At 58.9% G+C, this 15,892-nt stretch carries 21 protein-coding genes; 10 read left to right on the top strand and 11 right to left on the bottom strand.

Annotated features, from left to right (window positions below; genetic code table 11):
* Positions 1 to 5 precede the first annotated feature (5 nt).
* Complete coding sequence (locus ACIGHL_RS10380) at positions 6 to 851, top strand: carbon-nitrogen hydrolase family protein (RefSeq protein WP_128120053.1); 846 nt, start codon at positions 6 to 8, stop codon at positions 849 to 851.
* Positions 852 to 853: 2 nt separating this feature from the next.
* Positions 854 to 2,296 (top strand): metalloprotease TldD, encoded by a 1,443-nt coding sequence (gene tldD, locus ACIGHL_RS10375; protein ID WP_128120052.1) that lies wholly within the window; start codon positions 854 to 856, stop codon positions 2,294 to 2,296.
* Positions 2,297 to 2,363: 67 nt separating this feature from the next.
* Here the strand turns inward: tldD and yjgA are convergent, their stop codons facing one another.
* The gene (gene yjgA, locus ACIGHL_RS10370) at positions 2,364 to 2,885 is read right to left on the bottom strand and encodes a ribosome biogenesis factor YjgA (protein WP_128120051.1); all 522 of its coding nucleotides are present in this window, start codon (positions 2,883 to 2,885) and stop codon (positions 2,364 to 2,366) included.
* Between the two features lie 106 nt (positions 2,886 to 2,991).
* On the opposite strand from yjgA, the gene pmbA reads away from it, so the two are divergent.
* Positions 2,992 to 4,338, top strand: a complete 1,347-nt coding sequence (pmbA, locus tag ACIGHL_RS10365; RefSeq protein WP_128120050.1) for a metalloprotease PmbA — start codon at positions 2,992 to 2,994, stop codon at positions 4,336 to 4,338.
* Positions 4,339 to 4,434: 96 nt separating this feature from the next.
* Here the strand turns inward: pmbA and ACIGHL_RS10360 are convergent, their stop codons facing one another.
* The 10 genes from ACIGHL_RS10360 to ACIGHL_RS10315 all read right to left on the bottom strand — a co-directional run bounded on the left by ACIGHL_RS10360 (position 4,435) and on the right by ACIGHL_RS10315 (position 11,762).
* Positions 4,435 to 4,707 (bottom strand): HPr family phosphocarrier protein, encoded by a 273-nt coding sequence (locus tag ACIGHL_RS10360; RefSeq protein WP_128120049.1) that lies wholly within the window; start codon positions 4,705 to 4,707, stop codon positions 4,435 to 4,437.
* 8 nt (positions 4,708 to 4,715) lie between these two features.
* Positions 4,716 to 5,573 carry an RNase adapter RapZ gene (gene rapZ / locus ACIGHL_RS10355; protein WP_064480521.1) on the bottom strand — a complete coding sequence of 286 codons (858 nt, stop codon included), beginning with the start codon at positions 5,571 to 5,573 and terminating at the stop codon, positions 4,716 to 4,718.
* A 329-nt stretch (positions 5,574 to 5,902) separates the two neighbouring features.
* Complete coding sequence (ptsN, locus tag ACIGHL_RS10350) at positions 5,903 to 6,367, bottom strand: PTS IIA-like nitrogen regulatory protein PtsN (protein ID WP_128120048.1); 465 nt, start codon at positions 6,365 to 6,367, stop codon at positions 5,903 to 5,905.
* A gap of 6 nt (positions 6,368 to 6,373) precedes the next feature.
* Positions 6,374 to 6,682 carry a ribosome hibernation-promoting factor, HPF/YfiA family gene (hpf, locus tag ACIGHL_RS10345; protein WP_045424707.1) on the bottom strand — a complete coding sequence of 103 codons (309 nt, stop codon included), beginning with the start codon at positions 6,680 to 6,682 and terminating at the stop codon, positions 6,374 to 6,376.
* A 79-nt stretch (positions 6,683 to 6,761) separates the two neighbouring features.
* Entirely contained in the window at positions 6,762 to 8,279 is a 1,518-nt protein-coding gene (locus tag ACIGHL_RS10340) for an RNA polymerase factor sigma-54 (RefSeq protein WP_128120047.1), read from the bottom strand.
* A 145-nt stretch (positions 8,280 to 8,424) separates the two neighbouring features.
* A complete protein-coding gene (lptB, locus tag ACIGHL_RS10335) occupies positions 8,425 to 9,150 on the bottom strand; it encodes an LPS export ABC transporter ATP-binding protein (protein ID WP_045424713.1) in 726 nt (241 codons plus the stop codon).
* Positions 9,150 to 9,698 carry a lipopolysaccharide transport periplasmic protein LptA gene (gene lptA, locus ACIGHL_RS10330; RefSeq protein WP_128120046.1) on the bottom strand — a complete coding sequence of 183 codons (549 nt, stop codon included), beginning with the start codon at positions 9,696 to 9,698 and terminating at the stop codon, positions 9,150 to 9,152. Before lptA ends, lptB begins: the two co-directional genes overlap by 1 nt.
* Positions 9,685 to 10,257, bottom strand: a complete 573-nt coding sequence (gene lptC / locus ACIGHL_RS10325; protein ID WP_128120045.1) for an LPS export ABC transporter periplasmic protein LptC — start codon at positions 10,255 to 10,257, stop codon at positions 9,685 to 9,687. The genes lptA and lptC overlap by 14 nt, the downstream gene beginning before the upstream one ends.
* Before the next feature lie 8 nt (positions 10,258 to 10,265).
* A complete protein-coding gene (locus ACIGHL_RS10320) occupies positions 10,266 to 10,787 on the bottom strand; it encodes a KdsC family phosphatase (protein WP_128120044.1) in 522 nt (173 codons plus the stop codon).
* On the bottom strand, positions 10,788 to 11,762 hold the full coding sequence (locus ACIGHL_RS10315) for a KpsF/GutQ family sugar-phosphate isomerase (RefSeq protein WP_128120043.1): 975 nt from the start codon (positions 11,760 to 11,762) through the stop codon (positions 10,788 to 10,790).
* A gap of 260 nt (positions 11,763 to 12,022) precedes the next feature.
* Here ACIGHL_RS10315 and ACIGHL_RS10310 point away from each other — a divergent pair, with 260 nt between their 5' ends.
* The 7 genes from ACIGHL_RS10310 (at position 12,023) to ACIGHL_RS10280 (ending at position 15,887) form a co-directional block, all read left to right on the top strand.
* Positions 12,023 to 12,838: an ATP-binding cassette domain-containing protein gene (locus ACIGHL_RS10310; RefSeq protein WP_046163078.1), complete on the top strand. Its 816-nt coding sequence runs from the start codon at positions 12,023 to 12,025 to the stop codon at positions 12,836 to 12,838.
* Positions 12,831 to 13,628, top strand: a complete 798-nt coding sequence (gene mlaE, locus ACIGHL_RS10305; protein WP_128120042.1) for a lipid asymmetry maintenance ABC transporter permease subunit MlaE — start codon at positions 12,831 to 12,833, stop codon at positions 13,626 to 13,628. The genes ACIGHL_RS10310 and mlaE overlap by 8 nt, the downstream gene beginning before the upstream one ends.
* Positions 13,628 to 14,086, top strand: coding sequence for an outer membrane lipid asymmetry maintenance protein MlaD (mlaD, locus tag ACIGHL_RS10300; protein WP_045424730.1), 459 nt, complete (start codon positions 13,628 to 13,630; stop codon positions 14,084 to 14,086). Before mlaE ends, mlaD begins: the two co-directional genes overlap by 1 nt.
* A 10-nt stretch (positions 14,087 to 14,096) precedes the next feature.
* Positions 14,097 to 14,747 (top strand): MlaC/ttg2D family ABC transporter substrate-binding protein, encoded by a 651-nt coding sequence (locus ACIGHL_RS10295; RefSeq protein ID WP_128120041.1) that lies wholly within the window; start codon positions 14,097 to 14,099, stop codon positions 14,745 to 14,747.
* Entirely contained in the window at positions 14,740 to 15,066 is a 327-nt protein-coding gene (locus tag ACIGHL_RS10290) for an STAS domain-containing protein (RefSeq protein ID WP_128120040.1), read from the top strand. Before ACIGHL_RS10295 ends, ACIGHL_RS10290 begins: the two co-directional genes overlap by 8 nt.
* On the top strand, positions 15,066 to 15,548 hold the full coding sequence (locus ACIGHL_RS10285) for a phosphate-starvation-inducible protein PsiE (protein ID WP_045424739.1): 483 nt from the start codon (positions 15,066 to 15,068) through the stop codon (positions 15,546 to 15,548). Before ACIGHL_RS10290 ends, ACIGHL_RS10285 begins: the two co-directional genes overlap by 1 nt.
* A gap of 99 nt (positions 15,549 to 15,647) precedes the next feature.
* A complete protein-coding gene (locus tag ACIGHL_RS10280; RefSeq protein ID WP_045424742.1) occupies positions 15,648 to 15,887 on the top strand; it encodes a BolA family protein in 240 nt (79 codons plus the stop codon).
* Positions 15,888 to 15,892 lie beyond the last annotated feature (5 nt).

Raw genomic sequence — 15,892 nt, 5'->3', positions numbered from 1 at the left:
CCAATGTGACCCTAGCGGTAATTCAGATGGCCAGCCAGGCCGACATCCTGGCGAACCTCGCCAACGCCAGACGGCTGCTGGAGCGAGCCGCTGAGGCGGACGCACAGCTTGCGGTGCTGCCAGAGAACTTCGCAGCCATGGGCCGCACCGATCTGCGGGCAGTCGGGCGTGCCGAAGCCGAAGGGATCGGGCCGATACTGCCCTGGTTGAAACGGACTGCCATCGACCTCAGGTTATGGATAGTTGCTGGCACGCTACCGCTGCCGGCGGATGGTCAGCCGCAGTCCAAGGTTCGGGCTTGCTCGCTGCTGGTGGATGATCAGGGGCAGCGAGTAGCACGCTACGACAAGTTGCATCTGTTCGATGCGCAAGTCAGCGATGCGCGTGGCCGCTATCAGGAGTCGAATGACTATGCGGCAGGCGACCGCTTGGTGGTTGTCGACACGCCGGTTGGTCGGCTGGGCATGAGTGTCTGTTACGACCTGCGATTCGCTGAGTTGTACACGGCTCTGCGTCTGGCTGGAGCCGAGTTGATCAGTGTTCCGTCGGCGTTTACTGAAGTGACCGGCCAGGCGCATTGGGAGATGTTGTTGCGCGCGCGGGCCATCGAGACGCAATGCTATATGCTGGCGGCAGCGCAGGGTGGCGAACACCCAGGCGGGCGGTTGACCCACGGCCATTCATCTATTGTTGATTACTGGGGCCGAGTGATGCGCGAGCAAACAACCGGCGAGGCTGCATTGGTCGTCGGGCGAGACACGGTTGGTCAGGCGGAGACGCGCCAACGTATGCCGGTGCTGGATCATCGTCGTTTTACCACGCCCCGTATCGTTTCGGGGACATTGGAGTAGATATGAGTGAAATGTTGTTACCTGTCACCGAGCGTTTGCTAACCCCGGGCGGGTTGGGCCTTGATGACTTGCCTGAGTTGCTTGGCGAGTTGGCAGGCCCCGGGATCGACGCCGCCGACCTTTATTTCCAGGATCAGGTGACCGAGTCCTGGGTGTTGGAAGATGGGATCGTCAAGGAAGGCGGTTTCCATCTGGAGCAAGGCGTAGGTGTTCGCGCGCTGTCCGGTGAAAAGACCGGCTTCGCCTACAGCAATGCGATCACTGCCGAGGCGCTACGCCAGGCCGCCGAAGCGGCTCGTTCGATTGCCAGAAACGGCCAGCAGGGGCGTGTCAAAGTGCTGTCCAAAGCAGCTTTTTCGCCGCTGTACGGTCAGGACAATCCGCTGGACGGGCTCGGTCGAGCAGAAAAGGTCGAGCTGCTCAAGCGTATCGATGTCGCCACACGGGCGCTGGATCCGCGTATCAAGCAAGTCACCGTAAGCCTGGCGGGCGTATGGGAACACATTCTGGTGGCTGGCCTGGATGGCGGAATGGCGGCCGACATACGTCCGTTGGTGCGCTTCAACGTCAGCGTTATCGTTGAGCAGAACGGACGTCGTGAGCGCGGTGGCCAGGGCGGCGGCGGCCGTACCGGCTACGAATATTTTCTCAGCGAGGACCGAGCAATGGGCTATGCCCGCGAGGCCTTGCGTCAAGCGCTGGTGAATCTGGATGCCGTTGCCGCACCCGCCGGGACGCTCCCGGTAGTGTTAGCGCCGGGCTGGTCGGGCGTATTGCTGCACGAGGCAGTCGGGCATGGCCTGGAAGGCGACTTCAATCGCAAGGGCAGTTCGGCCTACAGCGGCCGGATAGGTCAGCAGGTCGCCTCCAAGCTGTGCACCATCGTAGATGACGGCACACTGGCCAATCGGCGTGGCTCATTGAGCGTCGATGACGAGGGCACGCCGACGCAGTGCACCACGCTGATCGAGAACGGAATACTCAAGGGCTACATCCAGGACAAGCTCAACGCACGCTTGATGGGGGTTGCACCGACCGGCAACGGACGGCGCGAATCCTATGCTCACCTGCCAATGCCGCGGATGACCAATACCTACATGTTGGCGGGCGAAAGTGACCCAGAGGAAATCATTCGCTCGGTAAAGAGGGGGATCTACTGCGCGAGTCTCGGTGGCGGGCAGGTGGACATCACCAGCGGTAAGTTCGTGTTCTCGACCAGCGAGGCGTATCTGATCGAGGACGGCAAGATTACCGCGCCAGTGAAGGGGGCGACCCTGATCGGTAACGGGCCCGAGGTGATGAATAGAGTGTCGATGGTGGGTACCGATCTGGCCCTGGACAGCGGCGTCGGCACCTGTGGAAAAGACGGCCAGTCGGTACCGGTCGGCGTAGGTCAGCCGACCGTGAAAATCGACGGGATTACGGTCGGAGGAACCGGGGCCTGAAGGCAGCCGCAGGCCAGAGACCTGCGGCGCTGTGCTTATGGATCGGGGTTGCGGCCTGCAGCTTGGTTTAACGCAATCCCCGTTGGGTTTCGTCCAGCTCGCGGATGTACTTGAAGATCTTGCGGCTGGCGGCCGGCGGCTTTTCCCGCGCAGCTTCGTGTTGGGCATGGCGGATCAGGCCGCGCAGGTGCTGACGGTCTGTTTCGGGATATTCGATGATGAAGGCTTCGAGTGTCTCGTCATTGCCAGCGATCAAACGGTCGCGCCAGCGCTCTAGTGCGTGGAAGCGTTCGTTGTACTGGCGGGTTGAGGCATCGAGCTGGTCGACCAGGGCGAGGATGGCATCGACATCCTGATCACGCATCAGTTTGCCGATGTATTGCAGGTGGCGTTTGCGCGCGATATGCGCAGTGTGTTTCGGTGAGTCGGCAAGCGCCTTGCGCAGTGCATCGGTAAGTGGAAGGCGGTCTAGCACATCGGGTTTTAGGGTAGCGAGGCGTTCACCCAGATCTTGGAGAGCATGCAGTTCGCGCTTGACCTGGGTTTTGCTTTTTTCCTCGAAACCGTCGAGATCGGAAATATCAGACATGGGGCTGGTCCAGTAGGTAATGCCGCCATGATAACAGTAGCCTAGCGACGGAGCTCAGCCGAGCACCGCTGGCTGCAACTTGATCGAATCAGTTGTTGGAGTATGTATGAGTGAAGTCGAGGGGATCGGTCCGCATGCGTTGCCAGGCTTGCGTGAAAAGGTCGAGAAGATCTTAGAGGAGGCCAGCCGACAAGGTGCTAGTGCCTGCGAAGTCTCCGTCTCGATGGAGCAGGGCCTGTCCACAACGGTCCGCCAGCGGGAAGTGGAAACGGTCGAATTCAATCGCGATCAGGGCTTCGGCATCACGCTTTACGTCGGCCAGCGCAAAGGCTCGGCGAGCACGACTGGCAGCGGCGACGAAGCGGTCCGCGAAACCGTAGCGGCTGCTTTGGCGATCGCCAAACACGCGTCTGCCGACGAGTTTGCCGGGCTTGCTGATCCGGCGTTGATGGCGAAGGAGGTGCCGGACCTGGATCTCTATCATCCTTGGGGGATCTCTCCTGACGAAGCCATCGAGCTGGCGCTCAGTTGCGAGGCGGCGGCTTTCGCTACGGACAAACGCATTCTCAACGCCGACGGCACCAGCCTGAGCACCCACCAGGGGTGCCGTGGTTATGGCAACAGCAATGGCTTCATCGGTGCTTATTGCAGTTCTCGTCACAGCCTCAGCAGCGTGATGATTGCCGAGGCCGACGGGCAGATGCAGCGGGATTATCACTACGATGTCTCGCGTGTGGCAGCTGACCTGGCCTCTGCTGAGTCGATTGGCCGGCGTGCCGCCGAGCGTGCCGTTCGCCGGCTCGGTGCGCGCCCTGTACCGACCTGCGATGTGCCGGTGTTGTTTTCCGCGGACCTCGCGACGGGGCTATTTGGACATTTTCTCGCGGCGATCTCTGGCGGGAATCTCTATCGAAACTCGTCCTATCTAGAAGGCGCACTGGGGCAGACGCTGTTTCCTGAGTGGCTGAATCTCGACGAACGTCCGCATCTGCCTCGCGGGCTGGCCAGTTCGGCTTATGACGGCGATGGCCTGGCGACCTATGCCAAGCCGTTCGTCGAGAATGGCAAGCTGGTCTCTTATGTGCTTGGCACCTATTCCGGGCGCAAGCTGGGCATGCCCAGTACTGCGAATGCGGGTGGGGTACACAACCTTTTCGTCACCCAAGGTGATGAAGACCAGGCCGCATTGATCCGCCGTATGGGGCGTGGGCTGTTGGTCACCGAGCTGATGGGCCAGGGCCTGAACCTGGTGACGGGTGACTATTCGCGCGGCGCCGGTGGTTATTGGGTCGAGAACGGCGAGATTCAGTTTCCGGTGCAGGAGGTCACCATCGCGGGAAACCTGCGGGACATGTTCCGGCAGATCGTTGCGGTTGGCTGTGACGTCGAGTCGCGCAGCAGCATTCACACCGGGTCGGTGCTGATCGAGCGCATGAAGGTGGCGGGTCAGTAGATAATCAGTAGCAAGCAAAGCGAAAAGATAACGTACAGGAGAACACCTGGCGTTATCTGGCCTGAAGCCCTTGTTATCGGCCGCGTTTGCCGCTTGCTATTCGCCTTCTTCGAAATAGTCTTCGATCAGGGCGATCAGCGCCTGGAGCGCTTCATGCTCCTGCTCGCCCTCTGTCTGCACGTGCAAACGGGTGCCTTTACTGGCAGCGAGCATCATCACCGCCATGATGCTTTTGCCATCTATGAGGCTGGAGGGGCAGCGCCCCAATCGGATGTCGCAAGGGAATCGATTAGCAACGCCGACAAACTTGGCAGCTGCCCGGGCATGCAGACCGAGCTTGTTGATGATGGTGATTTCGCACGACGGCATGTGTATTCCTAAGCCAGGTCGCGGTGGCGGACCTGGACGTTCTTTAGAGGTGCGCGCAGCGCATGACCGAGCCGCTCGGCCAGATAGACCGAGCGGTGGTGCCCACCGGTGCAGCCAATGGCGACCGTGACATAGGCGCGGTTGCTGGCGGCGAAGCGGGGAAGCCACTTGCTCAAGTAGGCCAGGATGTCTTGGAACATTTCCTCGACGTCCGTTTGTGCAGCGAGATAATCGACAACAGGCTGATCCAGCCCCGAAAAATCGCGCAGATCGGCCTTCCAGTAAGGATTCGGCAGGCAACGCACATCGAATACCAGATCGGCGTCAACCGGCATGCCACGTTTAAAGCCAAAGGACTCGAAGAGAAAAGCCGTACCCGGCTCTGGCTTGTCCAGCAGGCGAAGCTTCAGCGTGTCTCGCAGCTGATAAAGATTCAGGTGCGTGGTGTCGATCTTCAGGTCGGCGTGATCGATGATAGGCGCCAGAAGCAGTTCTTCGTCACGGATGGCTTCGGCCAGGGAGCGGTTCTGGTTGGTCAGCGGATGCCGCCTACGGGTCTCCGAAAAGCGCTTAAGCAATGTCTCGTCGGCGGCATCGAGATACAGTACATCGCACTGGATATATCGGGCACGGACATCTTCGAGCAGCTCGGGAAAGCGTTTCAGTTGACTCGGCAGGTTGCGCGCATCGATAGATACCGCGACTTGTGGCTGCAGCAGCTCTGTGTGCAACAGTGCCCTTTCTGCCAGCTCTGGCAGAAGGCCGGCGGGAAGGTTGTCGATACAGTAGAAACCATTGTCTTCAAGGACATTTAGCGCAGTGCTCTTGCCCGATCCAGAGCGCCCACTGACGATGATCAACCGCATCGAACTGTTCCATTCAGCAAGGCTTGGCCTCGAAAACCTTTTTTCGCGTCGCGCCGGCAGGGTGTGTATTGGCAGATAAGGGGCACGTTTCTTTCCTCACTCAGCTTAGGGCGACAGAATATTGCTCTGTCCTAGCAGGCTGTTGGGAAACTACTCGAGTAGACATGTCTCGTTAAAACAGCCACGGCCTCGACCCCAGCCAGAACGCATCGATAGCCAATCAAGGTGCGTTTTTCCGTCTGTTAACCTCGGTCCAGCCTTAGGCTTTGTTCCAGGGAACCCGGTGGTTGGGATTGCCAGCCACCGCTTATGTTGTCCCGGACGGCCAACTAACGACCGTTCTGAATATCCATCACAGCCTGATACAGTTCCTGTCCCGACGTGGTCCCGCGCAGCCGTTCACGGACCTCTTCGCGATCCAGCATGCTGGCAATCTGGCGAAGCAGCTCCAGATGTTCATCGGTGGCTGCTTCTGGCACCAGCAATACGAACAATAGATCGACGGGAGCGCCGTCGATTGCATCGAAATCTACTGGTGTATCGAGTCTCAGCACTGCACTGAGCGGCGATGTGCAGCCGGGCATACGGCAGTGCGGGATAGCAATGCCATTGCCGAAGCCGGTTGAGCCAAGCTTCTCGCGGGCGATGAAGCTTTCAAAGATCGCTTGGCTATCAAGATCTGGCAGATCCCCACCAAGCACCTTGGCGATCTGCTCCAGTACGCGCTTCTTGCTGCCGCCCGGTACGCCCACTAGGGCGCGGCCGGGGGTTAGGATATTTTCGATTCGGATCATGATGGGTTAGCGAGCCAGGGCGCCCTGATGGTGGTCGAGCTGTTTTTCTTTGTGCTTGATGAGCTGCCGATCGAGCTTGTCCGCAAGCAGATCGATCGCGGCGTACATGTCGCTGTGCTCGGCGTTAGCGACAACTTCGCGGCCAGCTACATGTAAGGTCGCTTCGGCCTTCTGCCTCAGCTTCTCGACTTGAAGAACGACTTGAATGGCAATGATGCGATCGAAATGCCGTTCTAACCGCTCGAATTTCTCTTCGACGTAGTCACGCAGGGGTTCTGTGATTTCCAGGTGAAGGCCAGTGATGTTGACTTGCATACTGCATCTCCTTTTTGCCACATGCGGATTGGTGGGCAGCAAGCCCGCCATTCGGAAGAACTCGACCAGTGCTCTGGTGTTACATCAGCCGCTTGCGCTCGCTGGATGGCGCGATACCGAGTGATTCGCGGTACTTTGCGACGGTGCGGCGTGCGACCTGAATCCCCTGTTCCTCCAGTAGACCAGCGATCTTGCTGTCGCTCAATGGCTTTTTCTGGTTTTCCGCGGCCACCAGTTTCTTGATGATTGCGCGGATGGCAGTGGACGAGCACTCGCCGCCTTCGGCAGTGCTCACATGGCTCGAAAAGAAATATTTGAGTTCATAGATGCCCCGGGGCGTGTGCATGAACTTTTGCGTCGTGACCCGCGAAATGGTCGACTCATGCATACCCACCGCTTCGGCGATGTCGTACAGCACTAGCGGCTTCATGGCCTCGTCGCCGTGCTCGAAAAAGCCCCGCTGATGCTCGACGATCTGGGTGGCCACCTTCATCAGCGTTTCGTTGCGGCTGAGCAGGCTTTTGATGAACCAGCGTGCTTCTTGCAGCTGGTTTCGCATGAAGGTGTTATCCGCGCTTGAATCGGCCCGTTTGACGAACCCGGCGTATTGCGCGTTTACCCTCAGGCGAGGCATTGCCTCCTGATTCAGTTCCACCAACCAGCGGCCATTGTGCTTGCGCACGATAACGTCAGGCACCACATATTCGGGCTCACCCGCTTCGATCTGAGAGCCGGGGCGTGGATTGAGCGTTTGAATCAAGTCGATGATCTGGCGCAGTTCGTCTTCTTTGAGCTTCATCCTGCGCATCAGCAAGCTGTAATCGCGCCCGCCAAGAATATCCAGGTGGTCACTCACCAGCCGGATGGCCTCACTCAGCCACTCGGTGCGTTCGGGCAGTTGACGAAGCTGCAGCAGCAGGCATTCACGCAGGTCACGCGCTCCGATGCCTGCGGGCTCGAACTGCTGAATTCGGCGCAGCACCACCTCGATCTCGTCGAGTTCGATTTCAAGCTCGGGGTCAAACGACTCGAGTACTTCTTCAAGCGTTTCGTCGAGATAACCCTGTGGATTGATACAATCGATCAGGGTGGCCGCGATGAGACGGTCGGTATCGCTCATCGGTGCGAGGTTGAGTTGCCAGAGCAGATGGCTTTGCAGGCTTTCGCCGCTAGAGGTCCGGCTGGTGAAATCCCACTCATCGTCATCGCTGCTCGGCAAGCTGCTGGCGCTGGTCTGATAGATGTCTTCCCAAGCGGTGTCTACCGGCAGCTCATTTGGGATGCGGTCGCCCCAGTCGCCTTCTTCGAGGTTCTCCACCGTGTTGATGGGCTCCTCGTAATTGTTGTCCGGCTCGCTTTGCACGGTTGAGTCAGTCGAAGGGCTTTCGCTTTTCTTTTCGACAGACTCGGCCATCGGATCGGAGTTGTCGAAATCATCCCCGTCTTCTTCGCGCTCGAGCATGGGATTGGAATCCAGCGCTTCCTGAATCTCTTGTTGGAGATCAAGCGTGGATAGCTGGAGCAATCGTATGGCTTGTTGCAGCTGCGGTGTCATCGTCAGCTGCTGGCCCATCTTCAGGACTAGCGATGGTTTCATGGCAGAGGACTTCGAACCTTTTTTGCCGGCGCAACCGCGCCTGTTCCGATTTCGCTGGCGCCGCGCGCCCGTGTAAGCAAATTATATGCCTGCCATTGAAGCCTTTGCCTAGCCCTGTAGGTTCGTCCGGGCAGAAAAAACGACTTCAAAGTCGGAATTCGTGTCCCAGATAGACTTCCTTGACCAGCTGGTTGGCCAAGATGGTCTCTGCGTCGCCTTCGGCGATCAATTGACCGTCGTTGACGATGTAGGCGGTTTCGCAGATATCCAGCGTTTCGCGGACGTTGTGATCGGTGATCAGGACGCCGATGCCCTTGGCCTTCAGGTGATGAATGATCTGCTTGATGTCGCCGACCGAGATGGGGTCGACGCCTGCGAAGGGTTCGTCAAGAAGAATGAACTTGGGTGCCGTGGCCAGGGCGCGGGCTATCTCGACGCGGCGTCGTTCGCCACCGGACAGGCTCATGCCGAGGCTGTCACGGATGTGGTGAATGTGAAACTCCTGCAGCAGGCCTTCGAGGGCTTGTTGCCGACCGCTGCGATCAAGGTCCTTGCGCGTTTCAAGGATCGCCATAATGTTGTCGGCTACCGACAGCTTGCGAAAGATCGAGGCTTCCTGCGGCAGATAGCCAATACCGGCTCGGGCTCGGCCGTGCATGGGCAGGTGCGTCACGTCCTGGTCATCGATCAGGACCCGGCCCTGATCCGCTTTTACCAAACCGACGATCATGTAGAAGCAGGTGGTCTTGCCGGCACCATTTGGGCCCAGCAGGCCCACGATCTGGCCGCTTTCGATGGAGAGACTGACATCACGCACGACCTGACGACTCTTATAGCTCTTAGCTAAATGCTGGGCCTTGAGAATTGCCATTACTCGGTCTGCTCCGTTGCCGGCTGATCTTTATTACGCGGCTGGATGACCATGTCCACACGAGGGCGTGGAGTGGTGACATCAGTATTGGTGGCGCGACCAGCATTGACGATCTGCCTCTGGGTGTCATAGACGATCTTTTCGCCTTCGAAAGTGTTGCCTTCCTGCACGACCTTGGCCTGGTCGATCAGCACGATCCTTTCGTTCGCGGCGAAATACTGGATGGTTAGCCCATAGGCCGTGACGATTTCCTTGTCTACCGCTGGTTTCTGCTCGTAGTAGGCCGGCTTGCCGATGGCGGTGAAAACCTCGACATCACCGTTTTCGGCCTGGGTGATGGTGACCGTGTCGCCAGTAATTTTCATGGTGCCTTGGGTGATGACCACATCGCCGCGATACACGGCGACGCCCTGTCGGTCGTCCAGTTCGGCGGTGTCGGCCTGCACACGGATAGGCTGGTTGCGGTCCTCTGGGAGCGCATGGGCGTTCGAACCGAGCAGGAAGATAGTCAAACCGATCAAAAGGGGGAGGGTCTTAACGCAGCTCATGCTGGCCTCTTACGTTGGATAGCAGGAGCATCCTGCCTTCATCTAGATACGCTTTCATGCCCGTAGCGGTCGTTACACCGTTTGCGGCGATGATTCTAACGGGTTGGCGGGTCTCGGCATAATCCTTCTCGGGGAGCACCGTCATCCTGCTGGTGGTAATGATCGTCGGGCGGCCTTTGGCGTCATTGCGTTCGATCCTGACGTTGTCGATCAGCTCGACTTGCTCGCCCTGCGGGCCCACTTCGCCGCGCTCGCTGGTGACGTGCCACGGTAGCTCGGAACCTCGAAAGGACCGAAGGTCGGGGCGGGTCAGCAAGCTGACATCGCTGGCCTTGATATGCTCCACCTTTTCGGCAGTCAGCTCATAGTTGCGCTTGCCGTCCGGCTGGTATTGCACGGTGCGGGAGTTGGTGACGTAGAAGTCGATGGGCGACTCTTGACCCTGTGTCGCTGGAGCGTCCTGCATGAAGCTCTCGGGGCGAATGTTCCAGTAGCCAATCGCGATCAGAAGCAGGGCGATGAATAGCAGGATGACGGGGAAGCGGAGTCTGCTTAGCATGGATGCCTCTAGAGGTAAGCGGTCTGAGCGGCTTCGAGGCGGCCCTGGGCTCGCATGATCAGTTCGCAGAATTCTCGCGCCGCGCCCTCGCCACCACGGGCGGTGGTGACGCCGTGAGCATGCTGACGAACGAAAGCGTCGGCACTGGCGACCGCCATGCCCAGGCCTACCCGGCGAATCACCGGCAGGTCTGGTAGGTCATCACCGAGATACGCGACCTCGGCGTAGTCCAGGCCGAGTTCGCCGAGCAATTCATCAAGCACCACGAGCTTGTCTTCACGCCCCTGATAAAGGTGCTGGATGCCCAGGTTTTGCGCCCTGCGTTCAACCACCGGCGTCTTGCGGCCGCTGATGATCGCGGTGCGTACGCCGGAATTGATCAGCATCTTGATGCCGTGGCCGTCGAGTGTGTTGAAGGTCTTGAACTCGCTGCCATCGACAAGGAAGTACAGTTTGCCGTCGGTGAGTACGCCATCGACATCGAATATGGCCAAGCGAATGTCGCGGGCACGCCGTAATAAGTCGTTCACTTACATCACTCCTGCGCGCAACAGATCGTGCATGTTCAACGCGCCAATCGGTCGGTCGTTTTCATCAACCACCACGAGCGCGTTGATCTTGTTGTCTTCCATAATTTTCAGTGCTTCGGCAGCAAGCATGTCGGCGTTAGCGGTCTTGCCATGCAGTGTCATGACCTGATCGATGCTGGCTTGACGAATGTCGATGCCCTTGTCCAGCGTGCGGCGCAAGTCGCCGTCGGTGAAGATCCCCGCCAGGCGGCCGTCTGCCTCTACCACGGCCGTCATCCCAAGTCCTTTCTGGGTCATTTCCAACAGGGCCTCGCGGAGGGATGTGCCACGATTGATCAGCGGCAGGCGATCACCAGCGTGCATCACATGCTCGACCTTCAGCAGTAGGCGTCTGCCCAAAGCGCCGCCCGGATGTGAGAAGGCGAAATCCTCGGCAGTAAAGCCACGCGCTTCCAGCAGCGCAATCGCCAGCGCATCACCTAGTACCAGGCTGACGGTCGTCGATGAAGTCGGTGCCAGGTTCAGGGGGCAGGCCTCGATGGCGACGCTGGCGTCGATGTTGACCTCTGCCGCCTTTGCGAGCACTGACTCGGGGTTGCCCGTCATGCTGATCAAGGTGATGCCGAGGCGCTTGATCAACGGCAGCAAGGTGACGATCTCGCTGGTGGTTCCCGAATTGGAAAGCGCCAGCACCACGTCATCATGCGTGATCATTCCCATGTCGCCATGGCTGGCCTCGGCCGGATGGACGAAGAACGCCGTGGTGCCGGTGCTGGCGAGCGTGGCGGCGATCTTATTGCCGATATGCCCAGACTTGCCCATGCCGACGACGACGACTCGGCCCTTACTCTGCAGGATCAGCTCGCAGGCTTTGACGAAGTGCTCATCGATGCGTGTGCTGAGCTGTTCCACCGCCTCCATTTCCATGCGGATGGTGCGTTGGGCAGTCTCGATCAACTGGCTGCTCTGGCTCATGTATGGGTCATCGCCTGAATGAAAACGCGGGATTATAGCGGTAAACCGGACGCCGCTCACTGAAAAGCCTGGCGCGGATCGTCGCGTTTGAAGCTGAACCCAGGCTGAACGAATGTGCGCTCGCTCATGCAACGACACAGAGACCAGCTTGGGGTGCACATGGCGCGGTGCTATAGTTCGCGCCGCCAAAAACGGCTCTGCGAAGTATCTCCGAAAGAACGGGGGGCGTCTGATTCGCAAGCTGTATCCGAGGAGATCCGATGAGCGCCGCCAACGCTAACGCCGTCGAGCTGAAGGGTGTGACCTTCAAGCGCGGTGAGCGGAGCATTTTCAATAACGTCGACATTGTCATTCCCCGCGGCAAGGTGACGGCCATCATGGGCCCTTCCGGCTGTGGCAAGACTACGTTGCTGCGCCTGATCGCCGCCCAACTCAAACCGACCCGCGGTGAAGTCTGGGTGTCTGGAACCAATTTGCCGACGCTGTCGCGTCGCGAGCTGTTCGACATGCGCAAGCAGATGGGCGTGCTGTTCCAGAGCGGCGCCTTGTTCACGGACCTAGATGTGTTCGAGAACGTCGCCTTCCCGCTACGCGTCCACACCAAGCTGCCCGAAGAGATGATTCGCGACATCGTGCTGATGAAGCTGCAGGCGGTTGGCTTGCGTGGGGCAGTCGAGCTGATGCCAGAAGAGCTGTCGGGAGGAATGAAACGACGGGTGGCGCTTGCGCGTGCGATCGCGCTCGACCCGCAGATCCTGATGTACGACGAGCCGTTTGCGGGACAGGACCCCATTGCAATGGGCGTTCTGGTACAGCTGATTCGATTGCTAACCGACGCGCTGGGAATCACCAGTATCGTCGTCTCCCACGACCTGGCCGAAACCGCGAGCATCGCTGACTACATCTACGTGGTGGGCGACGCCCAGGTATTGGGGCAGGGGACGCCGGCGGAGCTTCACGAATCGACCAATCCGCGGATTCGGCAATTTATGAAAGGGGCCGCGGATGGTCCGGTACCGTTCCATTTTCCGGCGCCGGCCTATGCCGAGGATCTTTTGCGAGGCTCAGATGCGTAAGCGTTCTTTGATCGAGCGTGTCCGCCTGGTAGGTGAGGCTGGAATGAACGTAGTCGCGGCTCAGGGGCGCGCGACGTTGTTTCTTTTTCACGCATTGTTTGGCCCCAGCGGGTTGGACGGTCGTTTTTCTCTGCTGATCAAGCAGTTGTATTCGATTGGCGTGCTGTCTCTCGCGATTGTCGTGGTCTCAGGGGTGTTCATTGGCATGGTCTTGGCTCTCCAGGGCTATAGCATTCTCAGTAGTTATGGCTCCGAGCAGGCCGTGGGGCAAATGGTGGCGCTGACACTGCTGCGCGAATTGGGGCCAGTGGTCACGGCATTGCTGTTTGCCGGGCGTGCGGGCTCGGCGCTGGCGGCCGAGATCGGCAACATGAAGTCCACTGAGCAGCTATCCAGCCTGGAGATGATCGGTGTCGACCCGTTGAAGTACATCGTTGCGCCGCGGTTATGGGCCGGTTTCATATCGCTTCCTTTGCTCACCGTAATCTTCAACGTCGTCGGCATCTGGGGCGGCGCCATGGTTGCGGTGGACTGGCTCGGCGTCTATGAAGGCTCGTTCTGGGCCAACATGCAGAACAGTGTCACCTTCTCTACCGATGTGTTGAACGGCGTCATCAAAAGCATGGTGTTTGCCGTCGTGGTGACCTGGATCGCGGTATTTCAGGGCTACGACTGCGAACCGACGTCCGAAGGGATCAGTCGCGCCACCACCCGAACCGTGGTTTACGCCTCGTTGGCAGTACTCGGTCTCGACTTTATTCTGACCGCTTTGATGTTTGGAGATTTCTGATGCGTATCCGCACCCTGGAAATAGGTGTTGGTCTGTTTCTGCTAGCGGGCGTTCTGGCCTTGCTGCTGCTGTCGCTGCGGGTCAGCGGTCTGAACGTCGCCAGTACCGATACCTACAAGCTGTACGCCTATTTCGACAATATTGCCGGTTTGAGTGTCCGATCCAAGGTCACCATGGCTGGTGTGACCATCGGCAAGGTGACGGCGATCGATCTGGATCGCGAAAGCTATACCGGCCGTGTCACTCTGGAAGTTCAGAAAGACGTCGACATCCTGCCGACCGACTCCACCGCTTCTATCCTGACTGCCGGGTTGCTCGGCGAGAAATACATTGGCATCAGCGTCGGTGGCGAAGAGGAAACACTCGGCGACGGCGACACGATCCGCGATACCCAGTCGTCGTTGGTGCTGGAAGAGCTGATCGGCAAGTTTCTACTCAATTCAGTCAATAAAGAGTGAGGTGCAACCCATGATGACTGCCCTGCGTCGCGGCGTGCTGGTGCTGCTGGCTGCCTTTCCCCTCCTGGCTCAGGCGGCGCCCAGCGCCCATGAAGTGATCCAGCGCACCACTGATGAATTGCTTGCTGATCTCAAGGCGAACAAGGAGCAGTACCGGCAGGATCCAAGCGCATTTTACGAGTCGCTCAACGATATTCTGGGGCCGGTGGTGGATGCCGAAGGAATTTCACGGAGCATCATGACCGTGAAGTACTCGCGTAATGCGAGCCCTGCCCAGATGACTCGCTTTCAGGAAAACTTCAAACGCAGCCTGATGCAGTTCTACGGAAATGCGCTGCTGGAATACAACAATCAGCAGATCAAGGTCCTTCCCGCCAGTGGCAAGCAGGATCCGGAACGCACCAGTGTCGGTATGGAAGTGACGGGTCGTCAGGGCGAGATTTATCCCGTGTCCTACACCATGGTCAATCATGATGGGGTTTGGATGGTTCGCAACGTCATCATCAACGGAATCAATATCGGCAAGCTGTTCCGAGATCAATTTTCCGATGCGATGCAGAAGAACAATGGTGATCTGGATAAGACCATCGATGGTTGGGCCGAGGTAGTGGCGCGAGCGAAGGACACCGAGGCGGGTCAACGGGCGGCGGGCGATGAGTGACGGACGGGTTGAGCGGGGCGCTGACGGCGAGATTCGCCTGTCGGGCGTGCTCGACTACCAGTCCGGCCCGGCCTTGCGTCGGCAGGGGCAGGTGCTGATTCGTCAGGCCAAGGGTGCGCGCGTGTCGGTCGATTGCTCCGCGGTTGAACGATCCAGTAGCGTCGGCTTGTCTTTGCTTTTGGCTTTCACCCGGGATGTGCAGAAACAGGGCGATGAGCTTGTTATTACTGGTTTGCCCGCTGACATGCGGGAGCTAGCGCGGGTATCCGGTCTGCTGGATGTTCTTTCGCTGGCGGACGAAACAGAAGGAGCTGTGTAATGTTGCTGCGCTGGGCGGAAGCGACGCGGGCCAAGGTGCACTTGGCCGCTGAGTCGTTGGGTAACCTTCTGGTCGAGACCTTTCACTACCTTTCGCTGTTCGCGATCGGTGCCGTCACCGCCTGGGCGGGGTTGGTTGCGTTTCTGGGCATGGTCGAGAAAGGCAGCATCAGCGTTGATGACATTCTGCTGCTATTCATCTATCTCGAGCTCGGTGCGATGGTGGGTATCTACTTCAAGACCAACCACATGCCGGTGCGCTTTTTGATCTATGTGGCGATCACCGCATTGACCCGACTGCTGATCTCCGACGTCTCGCACCACCACCGTCCGGATATGGGTGTCGTCTATATTTCCGGAGCGATCCTGCTGCTGGCGGTGGCTATTCTGGTGGTGCGCTTCGCGTCATCTCGTTTCCCCGCGGTGGCGCCCAGCAGCCGACATCCGCAGCGGCGCGACGCCGATGCCGAAACGCTCGACTGAATGCAGCTTCGTCAGTCAGCGAGGCTTCGGGGTTCGCAGCCTCCGGGCTTTTTTGTATGATGACCGGCCGTGCGCGTCCGGCGCCGATCGAGGTTGAACATGCAGGCCGTAGAAGTTAAGAATTTTCTGGAAGAGAAGCTTTCAGGTGCTCAGGTGGAAGTCGAAGGCGAGGGCTGCAACTTCCAATTGAATGTGATCAGCGACGAGTTGGCGGGCATGAGTCCGGTCAAGCGTCAGCAACAGATTTATGCTCATCTGAATCCGTGGATCGCCGACGGCAGCATCCACGCCGTTACGATGAAATTCTTCAGCCGTGCCGACTGGCTTGCGCGTGGCTGATCGCC

Origin of the sequence: Pseudomonas sp. NPDC077451, from assembly GCF_044543345.1 — a bacterium.
Taxonomy (GTDB): Bacteria; Pseudomonadota; Gammaproteobacteria; order Pseudomonadales; family Pseudomonadaceae; genus Stutzerimonas.
This window is presented reverse-complemented; position numbering and strand designations above follow the sequence as displayed.